The organism is Streptomyces sp. NPDC000941 (assembly GCF_053599555.1).
Genome location: NZ_JBSFMM010000064.1, coordinates 33,437 through 50,595, shown reverse-complemented (window position 1 = coordinate 50,595; position 17,159 = coordinate 33,437). Strand labels below are relative to the sequence as shown.

Below are 17,159 nucleotides of genomic sequence, written 5' to 3'. Positions count from 1 at the left end.
ACCATCGGCATCGACCCCGCCGACGGCACGATCGCGATGGTGCTGCCCGGTCCCCTGCGCCAGGCGTACGCCAACGCCCCGCGCGGGCGTTATGTACTGGATGCGGCGGCGAACTTCAGCCACCGGAGCTCACAGTGGGCGGACCGGATCGCCTCGGGCGCCTCGGTCCGCTACGACATCACCTACGACCCGACCCGCGGACGCTGGTACCTGGATGCCTCCTGGTCCACCACCGCCAAGGGCCAGACGGATAAGGGCCGACGGCCCCGGCCCCGGCCCTTGAGACGCTGCGCCGGCATCCGGTGCTCGCTGTGGATGTGAACGCCGATCACCTGGCCGCCTGGATCCTGGATCCCTGCGGCAACCCCGTCGGCGCCCCCCACACGATCCCTCTGGAACTGTCCGGACTGCCGGCCACCACCCGCGACGCACGCTTGCGCGCGGCAACCTCCCAACTCCTGCACCTCGCCCAGCGGCATGAGTGTGCGGCGTTGGTGATCGAGAACCTGGACTTCGCTGACACCCGCGCCACCGGGCGGGAGAAGCTGGGCCGTGGGCGGGGTACAGCCCGACGCAGGCATGACGGACCCCGCCAAACCCCTGCCACCACCGCCTTGCGGCGTGCTGAGACAGGGGCCATGCGACCGGAGGATCGCACCGGGACAACCGCCCCCGCAGCGTCGAGTCACCACACCTCAGACCGCACGGAGCAGACAGCTCCGGCACGAACCTCGCGCAGCACCCCCGCGGTGCGTCAGACGCGAGCGCGCCCACCCGGAAAGCGCCCGCCCCACGGCCCCAACACCGTTCGGGGGCCCAGCATCCACGATCAGCAACTCAAGCTGTTCGGAATGCCCGATACGGCTAATATCAGCCAATCAGCTCAGGGACGGTGATGGTGTGGCTCACGCGGCATTCGGGCGTGTCTGGACTCGTTACGGAGCGGTCAGGTCGAGCCCTGCGAGCGCCGCCCCGCCTCGGTATCGCCCTCACCGCTCGGCGGCGCGCAGGGGCCCTCGGCGCCGACCGCGCGCTCCACGCTGTCCATCAGCACGTCGACCGAGCGCTTCCCCTCACCGGCCATCACATACGCCCCGCCCTCAAGCCGCTCGATCAGCCCGCGCGTCCACTGCGCCCCGCTGTCGGCCGAGTGCACCCAGAGCTTCATGATCTCGCCGATATGGCTCCAAGCATCGGGGGTGGCCTCCGGCGGCATCCAGTGCGCGGTGACCACGGACCGCCACTCCTCCAGGGCCGCGACCCGCTCCTTCAGCAAGGAGATCGCCTCGGCACGCGGAAGGTCGACGACAAAGCCCACCCCGGCCGTCAGCTCGTCGATCTTCTGGTCATGGCGGACCAATGACTCGCGGAGCAGCCGGAAGTACTCCTCCTCCCCCGCGTCGGTCAGCTCGTACTCGGTGCGTGGCGGTCCGCCGGCCGTGCTCGGCGCGACATCATGAGCGACCATCAGGCCTTGTTTGGCCATCTGCTTGAGCGCGTGGTAGATCGATCCGGGCTTGGCATTGGACCACTCATGGGCGCCCCAGAACTCCAGGTCGTTACGGACCTGGTAGCCATGGGCCCGCCCATGCTGGCGCACCGCCCCCAGCACCAGCAGCCGGATCGCTGACATCGCCCGTCTTCTCTCCCTCCCGGCCCCTCCAAGGGCCCGCCGCTGTCCAGGCTAGACCGCCTCCACCCGGCCATGGTCAGCCCCGTCCCGCCACTGGCCGACCCTCCTCCTACGCCCGGAGGAACGTCAGGACCGCGAGGACGCGGCGGTGGGTGTCCTCGCCAGGGGGCAGATCGAGCTTGCCCAGGATGTTGCCGATGTGCTTGCCCACCGCGGCCTCGGAGACGACCAACTCACGGGCGATGGCCGCATTGGACTTGCCCTCGGCCACCAGGGCCAGCACCTCCCGCTCACGCGAGGTGAGGCGGTCCAGGGGGTCGCGCCGGCGGCGGAACAGCTGGCGCACGACCTCCGGGTCGACGACCGTGCCGCCGTCGGCCACCCGGCGCAGCGCGTCCATGAACTCCTCGACCTGCCCGACCCGGTCCTTGAGCAGATAGCCCACCGCCGTGCCGTCGCCGGAGTCCAGCAGTTCGGTCGCATAGGTCCGCTGCACATACTGGCTCAGCACCAGGATCGGCAGCCCCGGCTGCTCCTTGCGCAGGGCGACCGCCGCCCGCAGCCCCTCGTCGCTCTGCCCCGGCGGCATCCGCACATCGGTGACCACCAGGTCCGGGGAGTGTTCTGCGACCGCCTTCCGCAGCCCGGGAGCGTTGCCGACGGCCGCGGCGACCTCGTGCCCGAAGCGGGCCAGCAGCCCCACCAGACCCTCACGCAGCAGCACACTGTCCTCGGCCAGGACTAGCCGAAGACTTCGATCGGCTCGCACGGTATCTCCACGCTCAGAATCGTCGGCCCGCCGGGCGGGCTGGAAAGCCTCAGTGTCCCATCGAGCGCCGCCACCCGGTCGGAAAGCCCGGTCAGCCCGCTGCCTCCTGCCCGGCCTCCCGAGCCGCCCGGCAGCAGGACCGCGCCGCCCACTCCGTCGTCCAGGACGGACACGAACAGCGAGCCCTCCCGTATCTCGGCCCCGACCTCGGCCAGCCCCGCCGCGCTGTGCTTGGCGACATTGGCCAGCGCCTCGCAGACCACGAAGTACGCGGCCTTCTCGACCGGTTCGGGCAGCCGCCCCAGCCCTGAGGCGTTCACCAGCACGGGGACCGGCGAACGGTCGGCGGCGTCGCCCAGCGCCGCCTCCAGGCCCCGGTCGGCCAGTACCTGGGGGTGTATTCCATGAATCAACTCCCTCAGCTCCGCCAGCACCTTGCCCGCCTCGCCATGCGCCTTGGCGAGCTGGTCGGCCAGCGGCCCCGGCGGGGCGTCCAGCCGCGCCAGGCCCAGCGTCATGGTCAGCGCCACCAGCCGCTGCTGGGCGCCGTCGTGCAGATCCCGCTCTATGCGCCGGCGCTCCGCCTCGAAGGCGTGCACCAGCCGGGCCCGCGACCGGGCCACCTCCCCGAGCTCTTCGCGCAGCTCGCCCTCGGGGCCCACGAGGAGCACATGGGCGAACGCGGCGCGCAGCCCGGCGAAGACACCCAGGCAGTAGAGGCCGACCGGCAACAGCATCACCCCGGCGAGGGACCACGCGGACGCCTCGCGATAGGAGGTGACCGACCAGTACTTGAGGGCCTGGGCCTGGTCGCCGCCGTCCAGGGCCAGCAGTATCGGAGTGGCCATCATCGCCAAGGGCGCCCCCAGCGCCCCCAGCAGGGCGAATATGTCCACCATCCACAGGCCGAATGCGAACAGCACCGTGTACGCCAGCTCGTACCAGGTGGTCCGCTCCTGATACCGCACGCGCGCCCAGGCGAGGAGCCCCGGCTCGTCCGGTGTGCGGTGCGGATTACGGGCCGGGCTGTTGTCCACCAGCCGCAGCCGGCGGCGCTCGATCGCGCCGACCGGCACCCCGGCCAGCCCGAGCCCGGCCAGCACCACCAGCCCGATCACCAGTATCGTCAACACCCCGCCGACCAGGGCGAAGACGACGATGCCGAGCAGCGCGAGCGCCCCGACGGGCGCGCTGCTCATCAGATACAGCACCGCGCGCCAGGGCCAGGCGGATCGCAGGTAGCCGGGCTTAGACAGCGCCTGCCGGACATTTCGTGTGGACATGCAAGAACGGTATGGTCCGGCACCCCCTCGCCACAGTCGGTCCAGTAGGCGTCTTGGGGGTATGGCTGGCCATACCCCGGAACTATGCCCAGTGGTCGTGAACGGGCGGGCCGGGGCCGGTTGTCTGGAAGGCATGACACGAACTGACCTGGACACCGCGGCGGTCCGGCTCTCGCGGGTGAGCCGGCGCTATGACTCAGGCTCCGGAGCGAGCGGGGTGACGGCGCTCGACGACGTCAGCCTCTCCTTTCCCGCGGGGAGCTTCACCGCGGTCATGGGCCCCTCCGGCTCCGGCAAATCCACGCTTCTGCAGTGCGCGGCGGGCCTGGACCGGCCCGACTCCGGCTCGGTGTCGATCGGCGGCACCCCGTTGGAAGGGCTGAGCCAGACCCGGCTGACGCGGCTGCGCCGGGAGCGGATCGGCTTCGTCTTCCAGTCCTTCAATCTGCTGCCCTCGCTGACCGCCGCGCAGAACGTGGCCCTGCCGCTGCGGCTGGCCGGCCGCGCGCCCGCGCGCGCGGAGATACAGGGGGCGCTGGCCCGGGTGGGGCTGGCGGACCGGGCCGGACACCGGCCCAGTCAGCTGTCCGGCGGCCAGCAGCAGCGGGTGGCGCTCGCCCGCGCCCTGATCACCCGGCCCCAGGTGCTGTTCGGCGACGAACCGACCGGCGCCCTGGACTCCGCCACCAGCCGCGATGTCCTGCGGCTGCTCCGGGAGCTGGTCGACGCCGAGCGGCAGACCGTCGTCATGGTCACCCATGACCCGGTGGCCGCCTCGTATGCCGACCGGGTGGTCTTCCTCGTCGACGGGCGGGTGAGCGGAGAGCTCCAGCAGCCGACCGCCGAGCAGGTGTCCGCCCGGCTGACGCGGCTGGAGACGGTCCCGTGCTGAGGATGACACTCGGCGGTCTGCGGACCCGATGGATCACACTCGTCGGCACATTTGTCGCGCTGGGCCTCGGGGTCGCGCTGATCGCCACCATGTGCCTGGCCCTGGCCTCCACGCTGGACGCCCCCCGGCGGGGCCCGGAGCGGTTCGCCGCCGCGCCGGTGGTGGTGCGCGGCGCCGACACCCTCACCGTTCCCGTACGACGCGGACCGGACACCGGGAAGGTGTCAGCGCCGCTGGCCCGCCCCCGCCCGGTGCCGCCCGAGCTGGTGGCCCGGCTCGGGCGGCTGGGCCCCGTGACACCGGACCGCACTTTCCCCGTGCGCTCGGCCGCGCTCCCCCAGGGCACCGTCGGCCACCCCTGGTCCGCCGCGGCCTTCACCCCGTACCGGCTGACCGCCGGGCGGGCGCCGCAGAAGGCCGGGGAGGTGGTCGTCGCGGGGAGCGAGGTGAGGGTAGGCCACCGGATCCGCGTGTGGACCGCCTCGGGGGACGAGACCCGTATCGTGGTCGGCACGGTCCCCGGGTCGGCCTTCGAGAGCGCGGTGTTCTTCACCGACGACGAGGCCGCCCGCCTCTCGCCCCGGATCGACGCGCTGGTGGTGCGTGCCCCCGCCGCCGAAGTACGCGAGGCGGTGGCGGACACCGCCGGGGCGCGGGTCCTCACCGGCGCGGACCGGCGGCGGGCCGACCCCGACCCGGACCGCGACAGCCGGGCCCTGCTCACGGTCAACGCGCTGCTCGGCACGGCGGCCGGGGTGACCGGCTTCGTCTCCGTCTTCGTGGTCGCCTCCACCTTCGCCTTCGCGGTGGCCCAGCGGCGCCGGGAGTTCGGCCTGTTGCGCATGGCGGGGGCCACCCCCGGCCAGCTCAGACGGGTGGTCCTCGCGGAGGCCGCGGTGGTGGGGGTGCTCGCCTCGGCCGCGGGCTGCGCGCTGGGGACCTGGGGCGCGCCATGGCTCGCGCGGCGGCTGGTGGAGGGCGGGGTGGCACCCGAATGGTTCACCGTCGACGGTCACTTCTGGCCGCTTCCCGTGGCCTTCTCGACCGGTCTGCTGGTGGCGCTCGCGGGGGTGTGGGCCGCGGCGCGGCGCGCCGGGCGGGTCGAGCCGGCCGAGGCGCTGCGCGAGGCCGCCGTGGACAGCCGGACCATGCCGCTCACCCGACGGCTGCTGGGCGCCGGGCTGCTGCTGGCCGGGGTGGCGACGCTGGGGTGGACGCTGGCCGACGACCCGGGAGAACTGCTCAAGCGGAAGACCTACACCACCGAGCCCATGGTGCTGATCACCGCGGTCGGCCTGCTGGCGCCCCTGCTGGTACGGCCGGTGGTGCGGGCGCTGGGCCAGCTGCCGGCCCGGCTGCCCGGTGCGACGGGGATCCTGGCCCGGGAAAGCGCCTCGGCCGGGGTGCGGCGGACCGCGTCCGTCGCCGCGCCGGTGCTGATCACGGTCGCACTCACCGGATCCCTGCTGGGCGCGGCCGCGACGGTGAGCCAGGCGAAGGCGGCCGAGCTGCGCGCCCAGACCCGCGCCGACTTCGTGGTCACCGCGGGGGCGGGCTCCGAGGGGCTGAGCGCGAGCGCGGTGCGGCGGGTGTCCGATGTCCCTGGAGCGCTGGTGTCCGTGTCCGCGACCACCGCCGTGTTCTCCCGTGACGGAGAGTCGGCGCTGGTCAAGTCGGCGGCGCGGGCGGTGGATCCGGCGCGGCTCGCGGCCGTCGGGCGGCTGCCCGTGGTCTCCGGCTCGGTCCGTGACCTGGACGACCGGGGCATCGTGGTGAACGAGGAATGGGAGCGGCCCACGGTCGGCCGTCGGGTCACCGTCTGGCTGGGCGACGGCCGGAAGGCGACGCTGCGGATCGTCGCGGTCCTGCGGACCGGCACGGGCGACAACGGCGCGTATGTCACCTGGCGGAACGCGCGCGGCGCCGCGGTGGACCGTATCGAGGTGCGACTGCGGCCCGGGGCCGACGCGGCCGCCGTCGCCGAGGGGTTGCGGGCGGCGGTGCGGTCGGAGAGCGGACAGGTGCTCACGCGGGACGCCTGGGTGGCGGACGTCCATCCCCGGACGAGTCCGCAGACCCGGCTGGGCCTGCTGGTGGTGGTCGGCATCGCCCTGGTCTACGCGGGCATAGCGCTCGCCGGGACGCTGGTCATGGCCACTTCCGACCGAATACCCGAGCTGAGGGCTCTGCGGCTGGCTGGGGCCACCACCTTCCAGGTGTTGCGGGCCGTGGCGGCGGAGGCGGTGCTGACTGTGGCCGTGGGCGCGCTGCTCGGGGCGGCGGTGGCCGGGGTCCAACTGCTCGGTCTGTGGGGTGCGCTGGGGCGGCTGTCGGTCCCGGCCTCGCTCGCGGTGCCCTGGGGCGAGGTGGGCGCGGCGGTGGCCGCCTGCGGGCTGCTGGCGGTGGTCTCCTCCGTCCTGCCCGCCTGGTGCGCGCTGCGGCCCCGGCTCACCCCGCGGCGGTGAACCGGTCGCCTGCCCGAGCTGCCCGAGCGACCACCCCCGATCCCCCCTCGATCGGCTCCCCCCGATCGGCTTCCCTCGATCGGCTCCCCCCGACCAGCTGCCCCCGGTCTGCTACACCCCCGACCTGCTACGCCCCCGTCGGCTACTGCCCCGCTGCGACCTCGTCGATGAGCTCGAAGGCGGTCTTGCCGTCGATGGTCTCGCGGACGATGTCGGCGTGGCCGGCGTGGCGGCCGATCTCCTGGATCAAGGTGAGCAGGAGAAAGCGCATGGAGCGCACACTGCCTTCGGGGAACCACGGCGCCGGGGGCAGCGGGAAGGTTCCGTTGAGGTCGGGCAGCGAACGGATGAACTTCTCGGTCTCGGCCGCCACCCCGTCCCAGAAGGCGAGCACCTCCTTGACCGTCGCCCGCCCCTCCTCGGGCTCGAAGCTCAGGTGAAAGTTGGAGTGGTCGCGCGGGATGGAGTGCGGCGCCTGCTTGGCGTCCTCGACCCAGGCCTGCTCAACCTCGGCGACGTGCTTGAGCACGCCGAACAGCGACAGCTCGCTGGCGGACGGCTTGAGGAGCGCCTGCTCGTCGGTGAGGCCGTGCAGCGTCCGGCGGACGGCGCCGCGCTGGGCGTCGAGGAAGCCCAGAAGGGCTCCGGCCTCGTCGCCGTGGGCTTCCTGGTTCACCAGAGTGGGCATGGGTCCGCCTTCCGTCGGTCCATCGGGAGTTCCGTCTCCCGATGTCTCCGACACTACGGGCCCTTGCGGTCAGCTTCTGTCCTCAACGACACGTCAACCGACCACACCGCGGCTCAGAACGGGAACTGGCTGCGGCCGTACTGAACGGAGATCCACTTGGTGGTGGTGAAGTCCTCGACGAAGGAGTCGCCGTTGAGCCGTCCGAGCCCGGAGTTCCCCTCGCCGCCGAAGGGCACGATCGGCTCGTCGTGGACCGTGCTGTCGTTGACGTGGATCATGCCGGTGCGCACGCGCTTGGCGAAGCTCACCCCGCGCTCGATATCGCCGGTGTGCACGGCGCCGCTCAGCCCGTACTCCGTGGCGTTGGCGAGCCGGATGGCGTCCTCGTCCCCGTCGAAGGGGATCAGCAGGACCACGGGGCCGAAGATCTCCTGGCCGAGGATCGCGGCGTCCTCCGCGACCCCGGTGAGCACGCTGGGGGCGACGAGGGTGCCCTCGGTCCGCCCGTGCACCAGCGCGGTGGCTCCCTCGGCGACGGCCTGGTCGACGAGGGAGCTGATGGCCTCGGCCTGGCCCTCGTTGATCAGCGGGCCGATATGTGTCGTCAGGTCGCTCGGGTCGCCGACCCTCAGCGACTCGACCTTGGCGACGAACTTCTCGGTGAACTCGCGCTCGATCCGGCGGTCGACGAGCACCCGGTTCGCGGCCATACAGACCTGGCCCTGGTGGACGAAGCGGCTGAAGACGGCGGCGTTCACCGCGTAGTCCACATCGGCGTCGTCGAGGACGACGAGGGCGCTGTTGCCGCCCAGTTCCAGGATGGACCGCTTGAAGTGGGAGGCCGCGACGGTGGCGACATGGCGGCCGACCTTGTCCGAGCCGGTGAAGGAGATGACCTTCGGCACCGGGTGCTCGATCAGGGCGTCGCCGATCTCGGCGATGTCGGTGACCACCACATTGAGCAGCCCGGCGGGCAGCCCGGCGTCCTCGAAGACCTTGGCGACCAGCCCGCCACCGCAGATCGGAGTGTTCTGATGCGGTTTGAGCACGACGGAGTTGCCCAGCGCGAGCGCCGGGGCGACCGACTTGATCGACAGCAGAAAGGGGAAGTTGAACGGGCTGATGACCCCGACCACACCGACCGGCAGCCGGTAGAGGCGGTTCTCCTTGCCGTCGACCGGCGAGGGCAGAATGCGCCCCTCGGGCCGCAGCGCCAGCTGGATCGCCTCGCGGAGGAACTCCTTGGCGAGGTGCAGCTCGAACCCCGCCTTCACATGCGTGCCACCGCACTCCGCGATGATCGCCTCTGTGAGCTCCTTCTCACGGTCCTCGATGATCCGCAGGGCCCGCTCGAAGACCAGGCGCCGGGTGTACGGATTGGTGCCGCCCCACTCCGGCTGCGCCCGCTCGGCGGCGCGGTAGGCCAGGTCGACCTCCTGGACGGTGGCCACGGTGATCGAGGCGAGCTTCTCCCCGTTGTAGGGGTTGAAATCGACGATGTCCCAGGAACCGCTGCCGGTCCGCCACTCACCATCGATGTACTGAAAGGCCAGCTCGGAGAAGTAGGACATGCCATCCCTATCTGGAGGACGGGGCGCCGTTCAACGACACCGCGTACGCGTGGGGGATTGCTCACAGAACATGCATTGCTGACAGAACGTCATCTTACTGGCGTGTCAAGGTCATTGAAGGAGGCCCCGCAGCAAGTCACGGCTCTTTTCCACGGACAGGCTGTCCTCGCTCAGCCGCTCCAACACCCGCCGGTACTGCCCCACTTCCTCGGGTTTGTCGAGGTAGAGCGCGCTGGTGAGCTGTTCCAGATAGACGATGTCCGGCAGGTCGGACTCGGGAAAGCGCAGCAGGGTGAACGCACCGCTCTCCCCGGCGTGTCCGCCGAAGGAGAAGGGCATCACCTGGAGCGTGACATTGGGCTGCTCGGAGACCGTGATGAGGTGCTGGATCTGGGCCCGCATCACGGCCTGCCCGCCGTAGGGCCGGTGCAGCGCGGCCTCGTCGATCACCACCTGGAAGGCCGGCCCCCGCTCGGAGACCAGCAGCTTCTGCCGCTCCAGCCGCAGCGCGACCCGGCGGTCCACCTCGGAGTGGCAGGCCTGCGGCTGACCGCGGGTGACGACGGCGTGGGCATAGCCCTCGGTCTGCAGCAGACCGTGCACGAACTGCACCTCGTAGCAGGAGATATGCGAGGCGGCGCCCTCCAGGCCGACATAGGTCTGGAACCAGCTCGGCAGCACATCGCCGTAACTGTGCCACCAGCCCGCGACATTGGCCTCGCGAGCCAGGCCCAGCAGGGACGCGCGCTCCGTCTCGTCCGCGACCCCGTAGAGCGTGAGCAGGTCCTCGATGTCGCGCGCCTTGAAGCTCACCCGGCCCAACTCCATCCGGCTGATCTTGGATTCGGAGGCCCGGATGGAATAACCGGCCGCTTCCCGCGTGATGCCACGGGACTCGCGCAACCGCCTGAGCTGAGAGCCCAGGAGAATCCGGCGCACCACCGATCCGCTCGACTCGCTCGCGCTCATGTCTGCGACCCTCCCTGTACGGAACGCACCCTTCCGAAGGCGACCCCCGCAGCCCTGAGGCCGAAGTCTGCCACTATTCGGGCTCCGCCCTGTGCACATGTCGTTACTCAAGTGTGAGACGTACGCAAGAGGACGTAGGGAGAATCTGTGTCGAAGTTGGGTACATAGCCCCAAAAAATCTGCGTGCACGTGCATTTGCCCTTGCATCCGTTGTGCGCATTCGGAACCATAGGTCTTGCGCACGTGCAAGCTCGTACGAGATCTGGCCAGGATTCGTCAGGGCCACGGATGCAGGAGTGCTCGCATGGGGACCGAAGGCTCGACCATGCTGGAGCCCGTGTGGCTGGGGCTTCCCTCGATCGACGCCCCCGGCGTCTCCGGTTCCGCCTCCTGCTCGCTGCCGACCCGTTTCGAAGCGGTCCAAGGAGCCCGGCGGTTCACCGGCGACACGCTCACACAGTGGGAACTCCCGGAGATGTTCGACGAGGTCGCCCTGGTCGTCTCCGAGCTGGTCACCAACGCCCTGCGCCATGCCTGCCCCGGCGTCCGCCCGGACGGCCCGGACGGCCCGGACGGCACGGAGGCCGAGGCGCAGGTGCGGCTGCACCTGATGCGCTGGCGCTCACGCCTGATGTGCGCGGTCCGGGACCCGAGCGAGAAGAGCCCGGTGACCGGCGAGGCCGACTTCAGCCACGAGTCGGGAAGAGGGCTCTGTCTCGTGGAGTCCTTCACCGACGACTGGGGCTGGCATCCGCTGGCCGGGACGCTGCGCGGCAAGGTCGTCTGGGCGCTGTTTCTGCTGCCACGACCGCGCTAGGTCATCGCGCCGGGTCATAGGGGACCGCAGCGCGCCGGGTCATAGGGGGCTGGACTTCGGCGGGGCCGCCGTTGCTTCCAGCGCGTGCAGTTGGAAGAGCCGCGTCACATCGTGGGCGGTGACGATCCCCTCCAGATGGCCATGGTCGACGACCAGGATCGGCATCCCGCCCCCGGGCCGCGCCCCCCGGTCCATGACCTCGTTCAGAAGATCGCCCGGCACGGCGAGCGTGCACCTGGAGAGCGGCGTGGCCACATCGCGTACCCGCTGCATCCCCCGGTTCCCGGACGGCACCGCCGCGAGGCCGCGCAGACTCACCAGCCCGCTCGGCCGGCCCTCGAAGTCGAGAACCGGCAGCACCGAATGCCGGGCCGGCGCCGCCACCTCGTCGATGAAGCGGTCCACGGTCAGCCAGTCGGCCCCGGCGGCCACCGGATGGGACATGGCATCGGCCACCCGCACCCCGCGCAGGGTCTCGGTGAGGGTGGCGTGCTGCCGCTCCGCGTTGGCGATGATCACCATGAAGAGACCGATGAGCGAGAACCACAAACCGCCTGTGGCCCCGCGGATGAACGCCACCCAGCCGAAGGCGATCATCGCCATGCCGAAGATCTGGCCGCTGCGGCCCGCCGCCCGTTCGGCCCGTTCCCGGTCCCCCGTGCGCCACCACATCACGGCCTGCACCACCCGCCCCCCGTCGAGCGGCGCGGCGGGCAGCAGATTGAAGACACCCAGCAACAGATTGGCCCACCCCAGCCACACCAGCAGCGCCGTGGGTATCCCCCAGCCGATCAGACCGTGCGCCCCGATCCCCGCCCCGATCGCGACACCCCCGATCACCAGGCTGGTGATCGGGCCACTGACGGCCACCAGCAGCGCCACCCCGGCGGTCCGCGGCCGTCCCATCTGAGTCATGCCACCCAGCGCCCACAGCGTCACGTCCTGGACGGCGACACCTTTCTTGCGGGCGGCGACCGCATGCGCGGCCTCGTGCAGCAGCAGGCTCCCCATCAGCAGCGCCGCTCCGATCACGCTGGCGGCGGCGTAGACGACGTTCGAATGGCCCGGGGTCCAGGCCGGGAGCGTCTCATGGCCCAGGCCGTAGGCGAGCAGGGCCACCAGCACCGGGACGCTCCAGTGCATCCGCAGTGGCACCCCGAGAACATGTCCGACGCGCATCGACCCGTTCATAGCCGTATCTCCCCAGCCGTCTCATCCAGCCGGGCATCGCACCCACCTACCAGTGTCGCTCACCGCGGCGGGGCCGGAACGGGCCGGATCAGACCGGGCCGCATCAGACCGGAACGGGCCAGGCCAGGACGGGCCAGGACGGTTGAGGCCGGGACAGATCAGGCCAGGTCGCGCACCAAGTGGTCGAATTCGCCGCCCTTGATGCCGAGCAGCATCGCCTCGACCTCGGCCGGGGTGTAAATGAGGGCCGGGCCGTCCGGGTAGCGGGAGTTCCGTACGGCGACATGTCCGCCCGGCAGCTTGGCGAACTCCACGCACGAGCCCTGGGAATTGCTGTGGCTGCTCTTCTGCCAGGCGGCCTCTTGCAGGTCCGCGGCCGCCATGCCGTTGTACGGGTGGTCGCGCACAGGGCTCTCCACTGGTTAGTACAGCTGTCAACTGACCCGGATCATAACCTTGTTGGGCTGCAAATGCATGAGCATTCGAACGAGCAAATGCATTCGCATATGCATCAGCAGATGCACGTGCACCATGCGTATCCAAACGATCACCCGATGATCACCGGGAAGCGTAGGGCAACGGCGATCCGTACGGTCGACATATGCGGTCGATAGAGGTGACGCAGGAGACGCCCGACAGGTTCTCCCACATCCGGAAATTCTTCTGGATTGCGTCATTCCGGGCATGGCATCCAAAAGCCGCCGCATATACGTGATCTCCCGGCCAGCAAAAACCGCAGGCCAGTGGCGTGGCCTGCGGTTTTCGCGCTCGTCTCGTACCGGCGGGGGTCAGCGCACAGCGACGGCCGGCGTCCCGGAGGGCTCGGCCAGGGCGGTGGACGTGGAGACGGGCGCGCCGAAGTCCGGGGTGCCGTCGGTGTTCCAGTTCACCTTCTGGGCCCGGGTGGTCCGGGTTCCGCTGCAGCCGTCCGTGGCCTTGGAGTTCGCGTGGTAGGCCATCCAGACCTCCTTCCCGTCGGGAGACGGGAAGAAGAAGTTGTGGCCGGGCCCGTAGACCCCGTTCGCGTCATTGCGCTGGAAAACCGGGTCGGCGAACTTCTTCCACGCGCCCGCCGCCAGCGGATCGCTTCCGGTCAGTTCCATCAGCCCCAGCTTGTAGTCGGGGGTGTCGCAGTGCGAGGTGGAGAAGGTCAGGAAGGTCCGCCCGCCGTGCTGGAGGATGGTCGGCCCCTCATTGACCCCGGAGCCCACCTTCTCCCAGCCATAGGTGGGGGTGGCGATGCGGACGGCGCCGCTGGTCGGGGTCCACGGGTTGCTCATCCGGACCGCGTACAGGTTCTGTGTGCCGCCCTCCCAGAAGGAGTAGAGCAGGTAGAGGCGGCCGTCGGGCATGGACAGATAGCTGCTGTCGATCATCCAGCGGTTGTCGCCGTACGGATCGACCTGGCCCCCGTACGCATATGGGCCCAACGGGTTGTTCCCGGCGCTCTCCGATGATCGTCGGGTCCGCGCCGTGAGGATCGCGCCGAGAGAGCTACCCGTCGGGGCGCTTGCGGCCGAGGACCGCGGGAGGGTGGACAGCCCCGCTGAGGACTTCGCGCAGCCTTTTGGCCGTAAGACGCGGATCGCCGAGGTGGATCAGCGCGGCCTCTGACCCCGAAGACCGCTCGCGGGGCAGTCCGGAACATCCCGGATGCGAAGTTCGGCCAATGGCGGCCAACAACGCGAGGAACGGTTGGTGAACGTCCCGGCTGCCACGGCGGAGTCGGCAGTGGCGGCGGGCGCATCGGCAACACAGCCGTGGCTCCACGTCGTGGCCCCACCTCCGCCGGTTTTGTCAGACCCCCCTGTCACACTCACCGATATGAGATGGGCGCTGGCTGAGACGGGCGACGGGGGCGCTCGTTTCTGCCCGCTGGACCCCGCGGGGCGGGCCGCCGGTCCGATCGTCGAGGTCACGGCCGCGGCCGGGGGCGCCGTCGAGGCCGTACGGTCCCGGCCGGACGTCGAGCGCTGGGTGTGGCGGTCGACCGCCGAGCTCTACCCGCGGCTCCTCGCCGCGGGCATCCGCGTCGAGCGGTGCTACGACCTGGAGGCCGCCGAGGCCCTGCTGCTCGGCCACGAAGGGCGGTGCGGCGAGCCGCGTTCGCTGGCCGCCGCATGGGCGCGGCTGCGCCGGCTGCCGGTCCCCGAGGATCCACCGGTGCGGGCGGCCGAGACACAGCCGTCGCTCTTCGAGCCCGGCCCGGTGCCGCTGCCGTCAGGCACCGACCCCCTCGACGCGCTGCTGGCGGTCTACGCCGGACAGCTGACCCGTACGGAGGCGGCCGAGCACCCCGGCCGGATGCGGCTGCTGACCGCGGCCGAGTCGGCCGGGACGCTGGTGGCGGCCGAGCTGCGCCGGGCCGGGGTGCCCTGGCGGGCCGACCGCCACCGCGAACTGCTGGACGAACTGCTCGGCGAGCGCTATCCGGGCGGCCTGGAACCGCAGCGGCTGGCCGAGCTGGCCGACGAGGTGTCCCGCGCCTTCGGGGGCGTACGGGTGCGGCCCGATCTGCCGGCCGAGGTCCTCAAGGCGTTCGCGCGCGCGGGCATCTCGCTCAGCTCCACCCGCGCCTGGGAGCTGCGGGACATCGACCACCCCGCCGTGGAGCCGCTGCTGCGCTACAAGAAGCTCTACCGTCTGCACACCGCGCACGGCTGGGCGTGGCTGCAGTCCTGGGTGCGGGACGGCCGCTTCCGCCCCGAGTACGTGCCCGGCGGCACGGTCTCCGGCCGCTGGACCACCAACGGCGGCGGGGCGCTGCAGATCCCCAAGGTGGTGCGGCGGGCGGTGGTCGCCGACGAGGGGTGGCGGCTGGTGGTCGCCGACGCCGACCAGATAGAGCCACGTGTCCTGGCGGCCGTCTCCCGCGATCCGGGGCTGATGGAGATAGCGGGCAGCGGGCGGGACCTGTACGCGACGCTGTCCGACCGCGCCTTCTCCGGCCGGCGCGACCTGGCCAAGCTCGCGCTCCTCGGCGCGATCTACGGCCAGACCTCGGGCGACGGCCTCAAGCACCTCGCGGCTCTGCGGCGCCGCTTCCCGGCGGCCGTGGCGTACGTGGACGAGGCGGCCCGCGCCGGTGAGGAGGGGCGGCTGGTGCGCACCTGGCTGGGCCGCACCTGCCCGCCCGCCTCCGCGGGCGGCGACCCGGCCGACGAGGCGGGCCTGCCGCGCGACCAGGACGAGGAGCCGACATACGGCAGCACGGCCGGCGCCCGCGCCCGCGGGCGGTTCACCCGTAACTTCGTCGTCCAGGGCAGCGCCGCCGACTGGGCGGTGCTGGTGCTCGCCGCGCTGCGGCAGTCGCTGGCCGGGGCGGGGCTCCGCGCTGAGCTGGTGTTCTTCCAGCACGACGAGGTCATCGTGCACTGCCCGGCCGAGGAGGTCCCGCAGGTGCGGGAGGCGATCGCGGCGGCGGGCGAGACGGCGGGGCGGATCGCCTTCGGCGAGACGCCTGTGCGGTTCTCGCTCACCGCGGCCGCCGTGGAGTGCTACGCCGACGCCAAGGACAACCCGGACGTCGGCGAGTACGGCGAATAGGCCGAGTAACGGGATCGGTCGGCAGCGGTGAGGGCCGTTCCTCGCCCGACCGGCGCAGCACCGCAGGCGAGGCGGGCGGTCCGGCCCACACGATGATCACAGGGCCGCCGGGCCGACGGCCCCACCACCCCGCCCGCACGGGAAACCTGACCGCACGGGAGACCCGGCCACACAGGAGACTTACAGGAGGCCTGACATGTCCATCAGCCTCGACCGGTTGCGCCGCTGCTCCATCGCCGTCGACCTCGGCGCCGCGAGGACCCGGGTCTATCTCAGGCGCACCGGCCTCGTCGTCGACGAGCCGAGCGTCGCCGCCGTGAACACCCGCACCGGGGGGCTGATCGCGGTGGGGGCGCTCGCCGAACGGATGATGGGCCGCACCCCCGACCATATCCGGGTCGTACGGCCCGTATCCGGCGGCCGGGTCGTCGACATCGCCATGGCCCAGCGCATGTTGCGGTTCCTCGTCGGCAACAAGGTGCGCCGGGCCTGGCGGCGCAAGCCGCTGCTGAGCGCCGCCGTGTGCGTCCCGCACGACGCGGACCCGCTGGCGGAGCGCGCCGCCGTCGAGACGCTGACCGGGCTCGGCGCCCGGCGGGTGGAGCTGGTCGACACCCTGATCGCCGCCGCCGTGGGCTGCGGTCTGCCGGTCGAACGGCCCGAGGCGACGATGATCGTGGTGTGCGGGGCGGCCAGCACCCAGGTGGCGGTGTTGTCGCTGGGCTCGATCGTCGCCGCCGAGCAGGTGGCGGTCGGTGGGGAGACGATCGACCACGCCCTCGTCCAACATATGCGCAACGAGCACGCTTTGATGCTGCCGAGCCAGGCCGTCCGCCCGCTGCACCTGGCCCTGAGCGGCACCGGCGCGGCCACGGACGACACCGAGGTGCACGGCCGGGACGTGGCCACCGGACTCGCCCGCTCGGTGCAGATCGACATCGAGGGCATCCGGGCCGTGGTGCAGACCCTGCTGACCGGGGTGCTCGACGCGGTCGGCACGGTGCTCCGCCGCTGCCCGCCCGATCTGGTCGCCGACCTCGCGGAGCGCGGCATCATGCTGGCGGGCGGAAGCGCGGGGCTCCCCGGTTTCGACGATCTCCTGCGGGAGGCGACCGGTATGCCGCTGCATATCGCCGAACACCCCGACACCTGCGCGGTCGAGGGGCTGGGCGCGATGATCGAGGGCTCGGTGCGGCCCGTCGTCCTGGACCCCCTGGCCTCCTGACGGCCACCACAGCGCAGCCCTGACGGCCACCACAGCACAGTCCTGAGAACCCGTTCGGCAGAGCCCGACGGCCGGTGCGGAACGGCGGCGTCCGCGGCCACTTCAAGAAA

General features: G+C 71.4%; 14 protein-coding genes and 1 pseudogene. 6 read left to right on the top strand and 9 right to left on the bottom strand.

Annotated elements, in window-relative coordinates; translation table 11 throughout:
- Positions 1-321 (top strand): annotated as a pseudogene (locus ACWDSL_RS21765) (hypothetical protein); the annotation flags it as partial.
- A gap of 625 nt (positions 322-946) precedes the next feature.
- On the opposite strand, the gene ACWDSL_RS21760 reads toward ACWDSL_RS21765, so the two are convergent.
- The 3 genes from ACWDSL_RS21760 to ACWDSL_RS21750 all read right to left on the bottom strand — a co-directional run bounded on the left by ACWDSL_RS21760 (position 947) and on the right by ACWDSL_RS21750 (position 3,685).
- Complete coding sequence (locus ACWDSL_RS21760) at positions 947-1,633, bottom strand: PadR family transcriptional regulator (protein WP_450487747.1); 687 nt, start codon at positions 1,631-1,633, stop codon at positions 947-949.
- A gap of 109 nt (positions 1,634-1,742) precedes the next feature.
- On the bottom strand, positions 1,743-2,402 hold the full coding sequence (locus ACWDSL_RS21755) for a response regulator (RefSeq protein WP_450487745.1): 660 nt from the start codon (positions 2,400-2,402) through the stop codon (positions 1,743-1,745).
- Positions 2,375-3,685 carry a sensor histidine kinase gene (locus ACWDSL_RS21750; RefSeq protein WP_450487743.1) on the bottom strand — a complete coding sequence of 437 codons (1,311 nt, stop codon included), beginning with the start codon at positions 3,683-3,685 and terminating at the stop codon, positions 2,375-2,377. The genes ACWDSL_RS21755 and ACWDSL_RS21750 overlap by 28 nt, the downstream gene beginning before the upstream one ends.
- Before the next feature lie 133 nt (positions 3,686-3,818).
- Between ACWDSL_RS21750 and ACWDSL_RS21745 the strand changes: the two genes are divergently transcribed.
- Together ACWDSL_RS21745 and ACWDSL_RS21740 are read left to right on the top strand one after the other, a co-directional pair.
- A complete protein-coding gene (locus ACWDSL_RS21745; RefSeq protein ID WP_450487741.1) occupies positions 3,819-4,577 on the top strand; it encodes an ABC transporter ATP-binding protein in 759 nt (252 codons plus the stop codon).
- Positions 4,571-7,042 carry an ABC transporter permease gene (locus ACWDSL_RS21740; RefSeq protein ID WP_450487739.1) on the top strand — a complete coding sequence of 824 codons (2,472 nt, stop codon included), beginning with the start codon at positions 4,571-4,573 and terminating at the stop codon, positions 7,040-7,042. Before ACWDSL_RS21745 ends, ACWDSL_RS21740 begins: the two co-directional genes overlap by 7 nt.
- Positions 7,043-7,184: 142 nt before the next feature.
- On the opposite strand, the gene ACWDSL_RS21735 is transcribed toward ACWDSL_RS21740, so the two are convergent.
- The 3 genes from ACWDSL_RS21735 to ACWDSL_RS21725 all read right to left on the bottom strand — a co-directional run bounded on the left by ACWDSL_RS21735 (position 7,185) and on the right by ACWDSL_RS21725 (position 10,270).
- Positions 7,185-7,730, bottom strand: a complete 546-nt coding sequence (locus ACWDSL_RS21735; protein ID WP_450487737.1) for a DinB family protein — start codon at positions 7,728-7,730, stop codon at positions 7,185-7,187.
- Between the two features lie 113 nt (positions 7,731-7,843).
- Positions 7,844-9,301 carry an aldehyde dehydrogenase family protein gene (locus ACWDSL_RS21730; RefSeq protein ID WP_450487735.1) on the bottom strand — a complete coding sequence of 486 codons (1,458 nt, stop codon included), beginning with the start codon at positions 9,299-9,301 and terminating at the stop codon, positions 7,844-7,846.
- A 111-nt stretch (positions 9,302-9,412) separates the two neighbouring features.
- A complete protein-coding gene (locus ACWDSL_RS21725; RefSeq protein WP_089512731.1) occupies positions 9,413-10,270 on the bottom strand; it encodes a helix-turn-helix domain-containing protein in 858 nt (285 codons plus the stop codon).
- A 304-nt stretch (positions 10,271-10,574) separates the two neighbouring features.
- On the opposite strand from ACWDSL_RS21725, the gene ACWDSL_RS21720 reads away from it, so the two are divergent.
- Positions 10,575-11,087 carry an ATP-binding protein gene (locus tag ACWDSL_RS21720; RefSeq protein WP_450487733.1) on the top strand — a complete coding sequence of 171 codons (513 nt, stop codon included), beginning with the start codon at positions 10,575-10,577 and terminating at the stop codon, positions 11,085-11,087.
- A gap of 39 nt (positions 11,088-11,126) precedes the next feature.
- Here the strand turns inward: ACWDSL_RS21720 and ACWDSL_RS21715 are convergent, their stop codons facing one another.
- From ACWDSL_RS21715 to ACWDSL_RS21705, 3 genes are all read right to left on the bottom strand, one after another.
- Entirely contained in the window at positions 11,127-12,278 is a 1,152-nt protein-coding gene (locus ACWDSL_RS21715; RefSeq protein ID WP_450487731.1) for a site-2 protease family protein, read from the bottom strand.
- A gap of 158 nt (positions 12,279-12,436) precedes the next feature.
- Positions 12,437-12,661 carry a DUF397 domain-containing protein gene (locus tag ACWDSL_RS21710; protein ID WP_043491085.1) on the bottom strand — a complete coding sequence of 75 codons (225 nt, stop codon included), beginning with the start codon at positions 12,659-12,661 and terminating at the stop codon, positions 12,437-12,439.
- 405 nt (positions 12,662-13,066) lie between these two features.
- Positions 13,067-13,708 carry a glycoside hydrolase family 43 protein gene (locus ACWDSL_RS21705; RefSeq protein ID WP_450487729.1) on the bottom strand — a complete coding sequence of 214 codons (642 nt, stop codon included), beginning with the start codon at positions 13,706-13,708 and terminating at the stop codon, positions 13,067-13,069.
- 394 nt (positions 13,709-14,102) lie between these two features.
- Between ACWDSL_RS21705 and ACWDSL_RS21700 the strand changes: the two genes are divergently transcribed.
- Positions 14,103-15,824 (top strand): bifunctional 3'-5' exonuclease/DNA polymerase, encoded by a 1,722-nt coding sequence (locus ACWDSL_RS21700; RefSeq protein ID WP_450487727.1) that lies wholly within the window; start codon positions 14,103-14,105, stop codon positions 15,822-15,824.
- 196 nt (positions 15,825-16,020) lie between these two features.
- Positions 16,021-17,049 carry a rod shape-determining protein gene (locus ACWDSL_RS21695; protein WP_450487725.1) on the top strand — a complete coding sequence of 343 codons (1,029 nt, stop codon included), beginning with the start codon at positions 16,021-16,023 and terminating at the stop codon, positions 17,047-17,049.
- Positions 17,050-17,159: the final 110 nt, after the last annotated feature.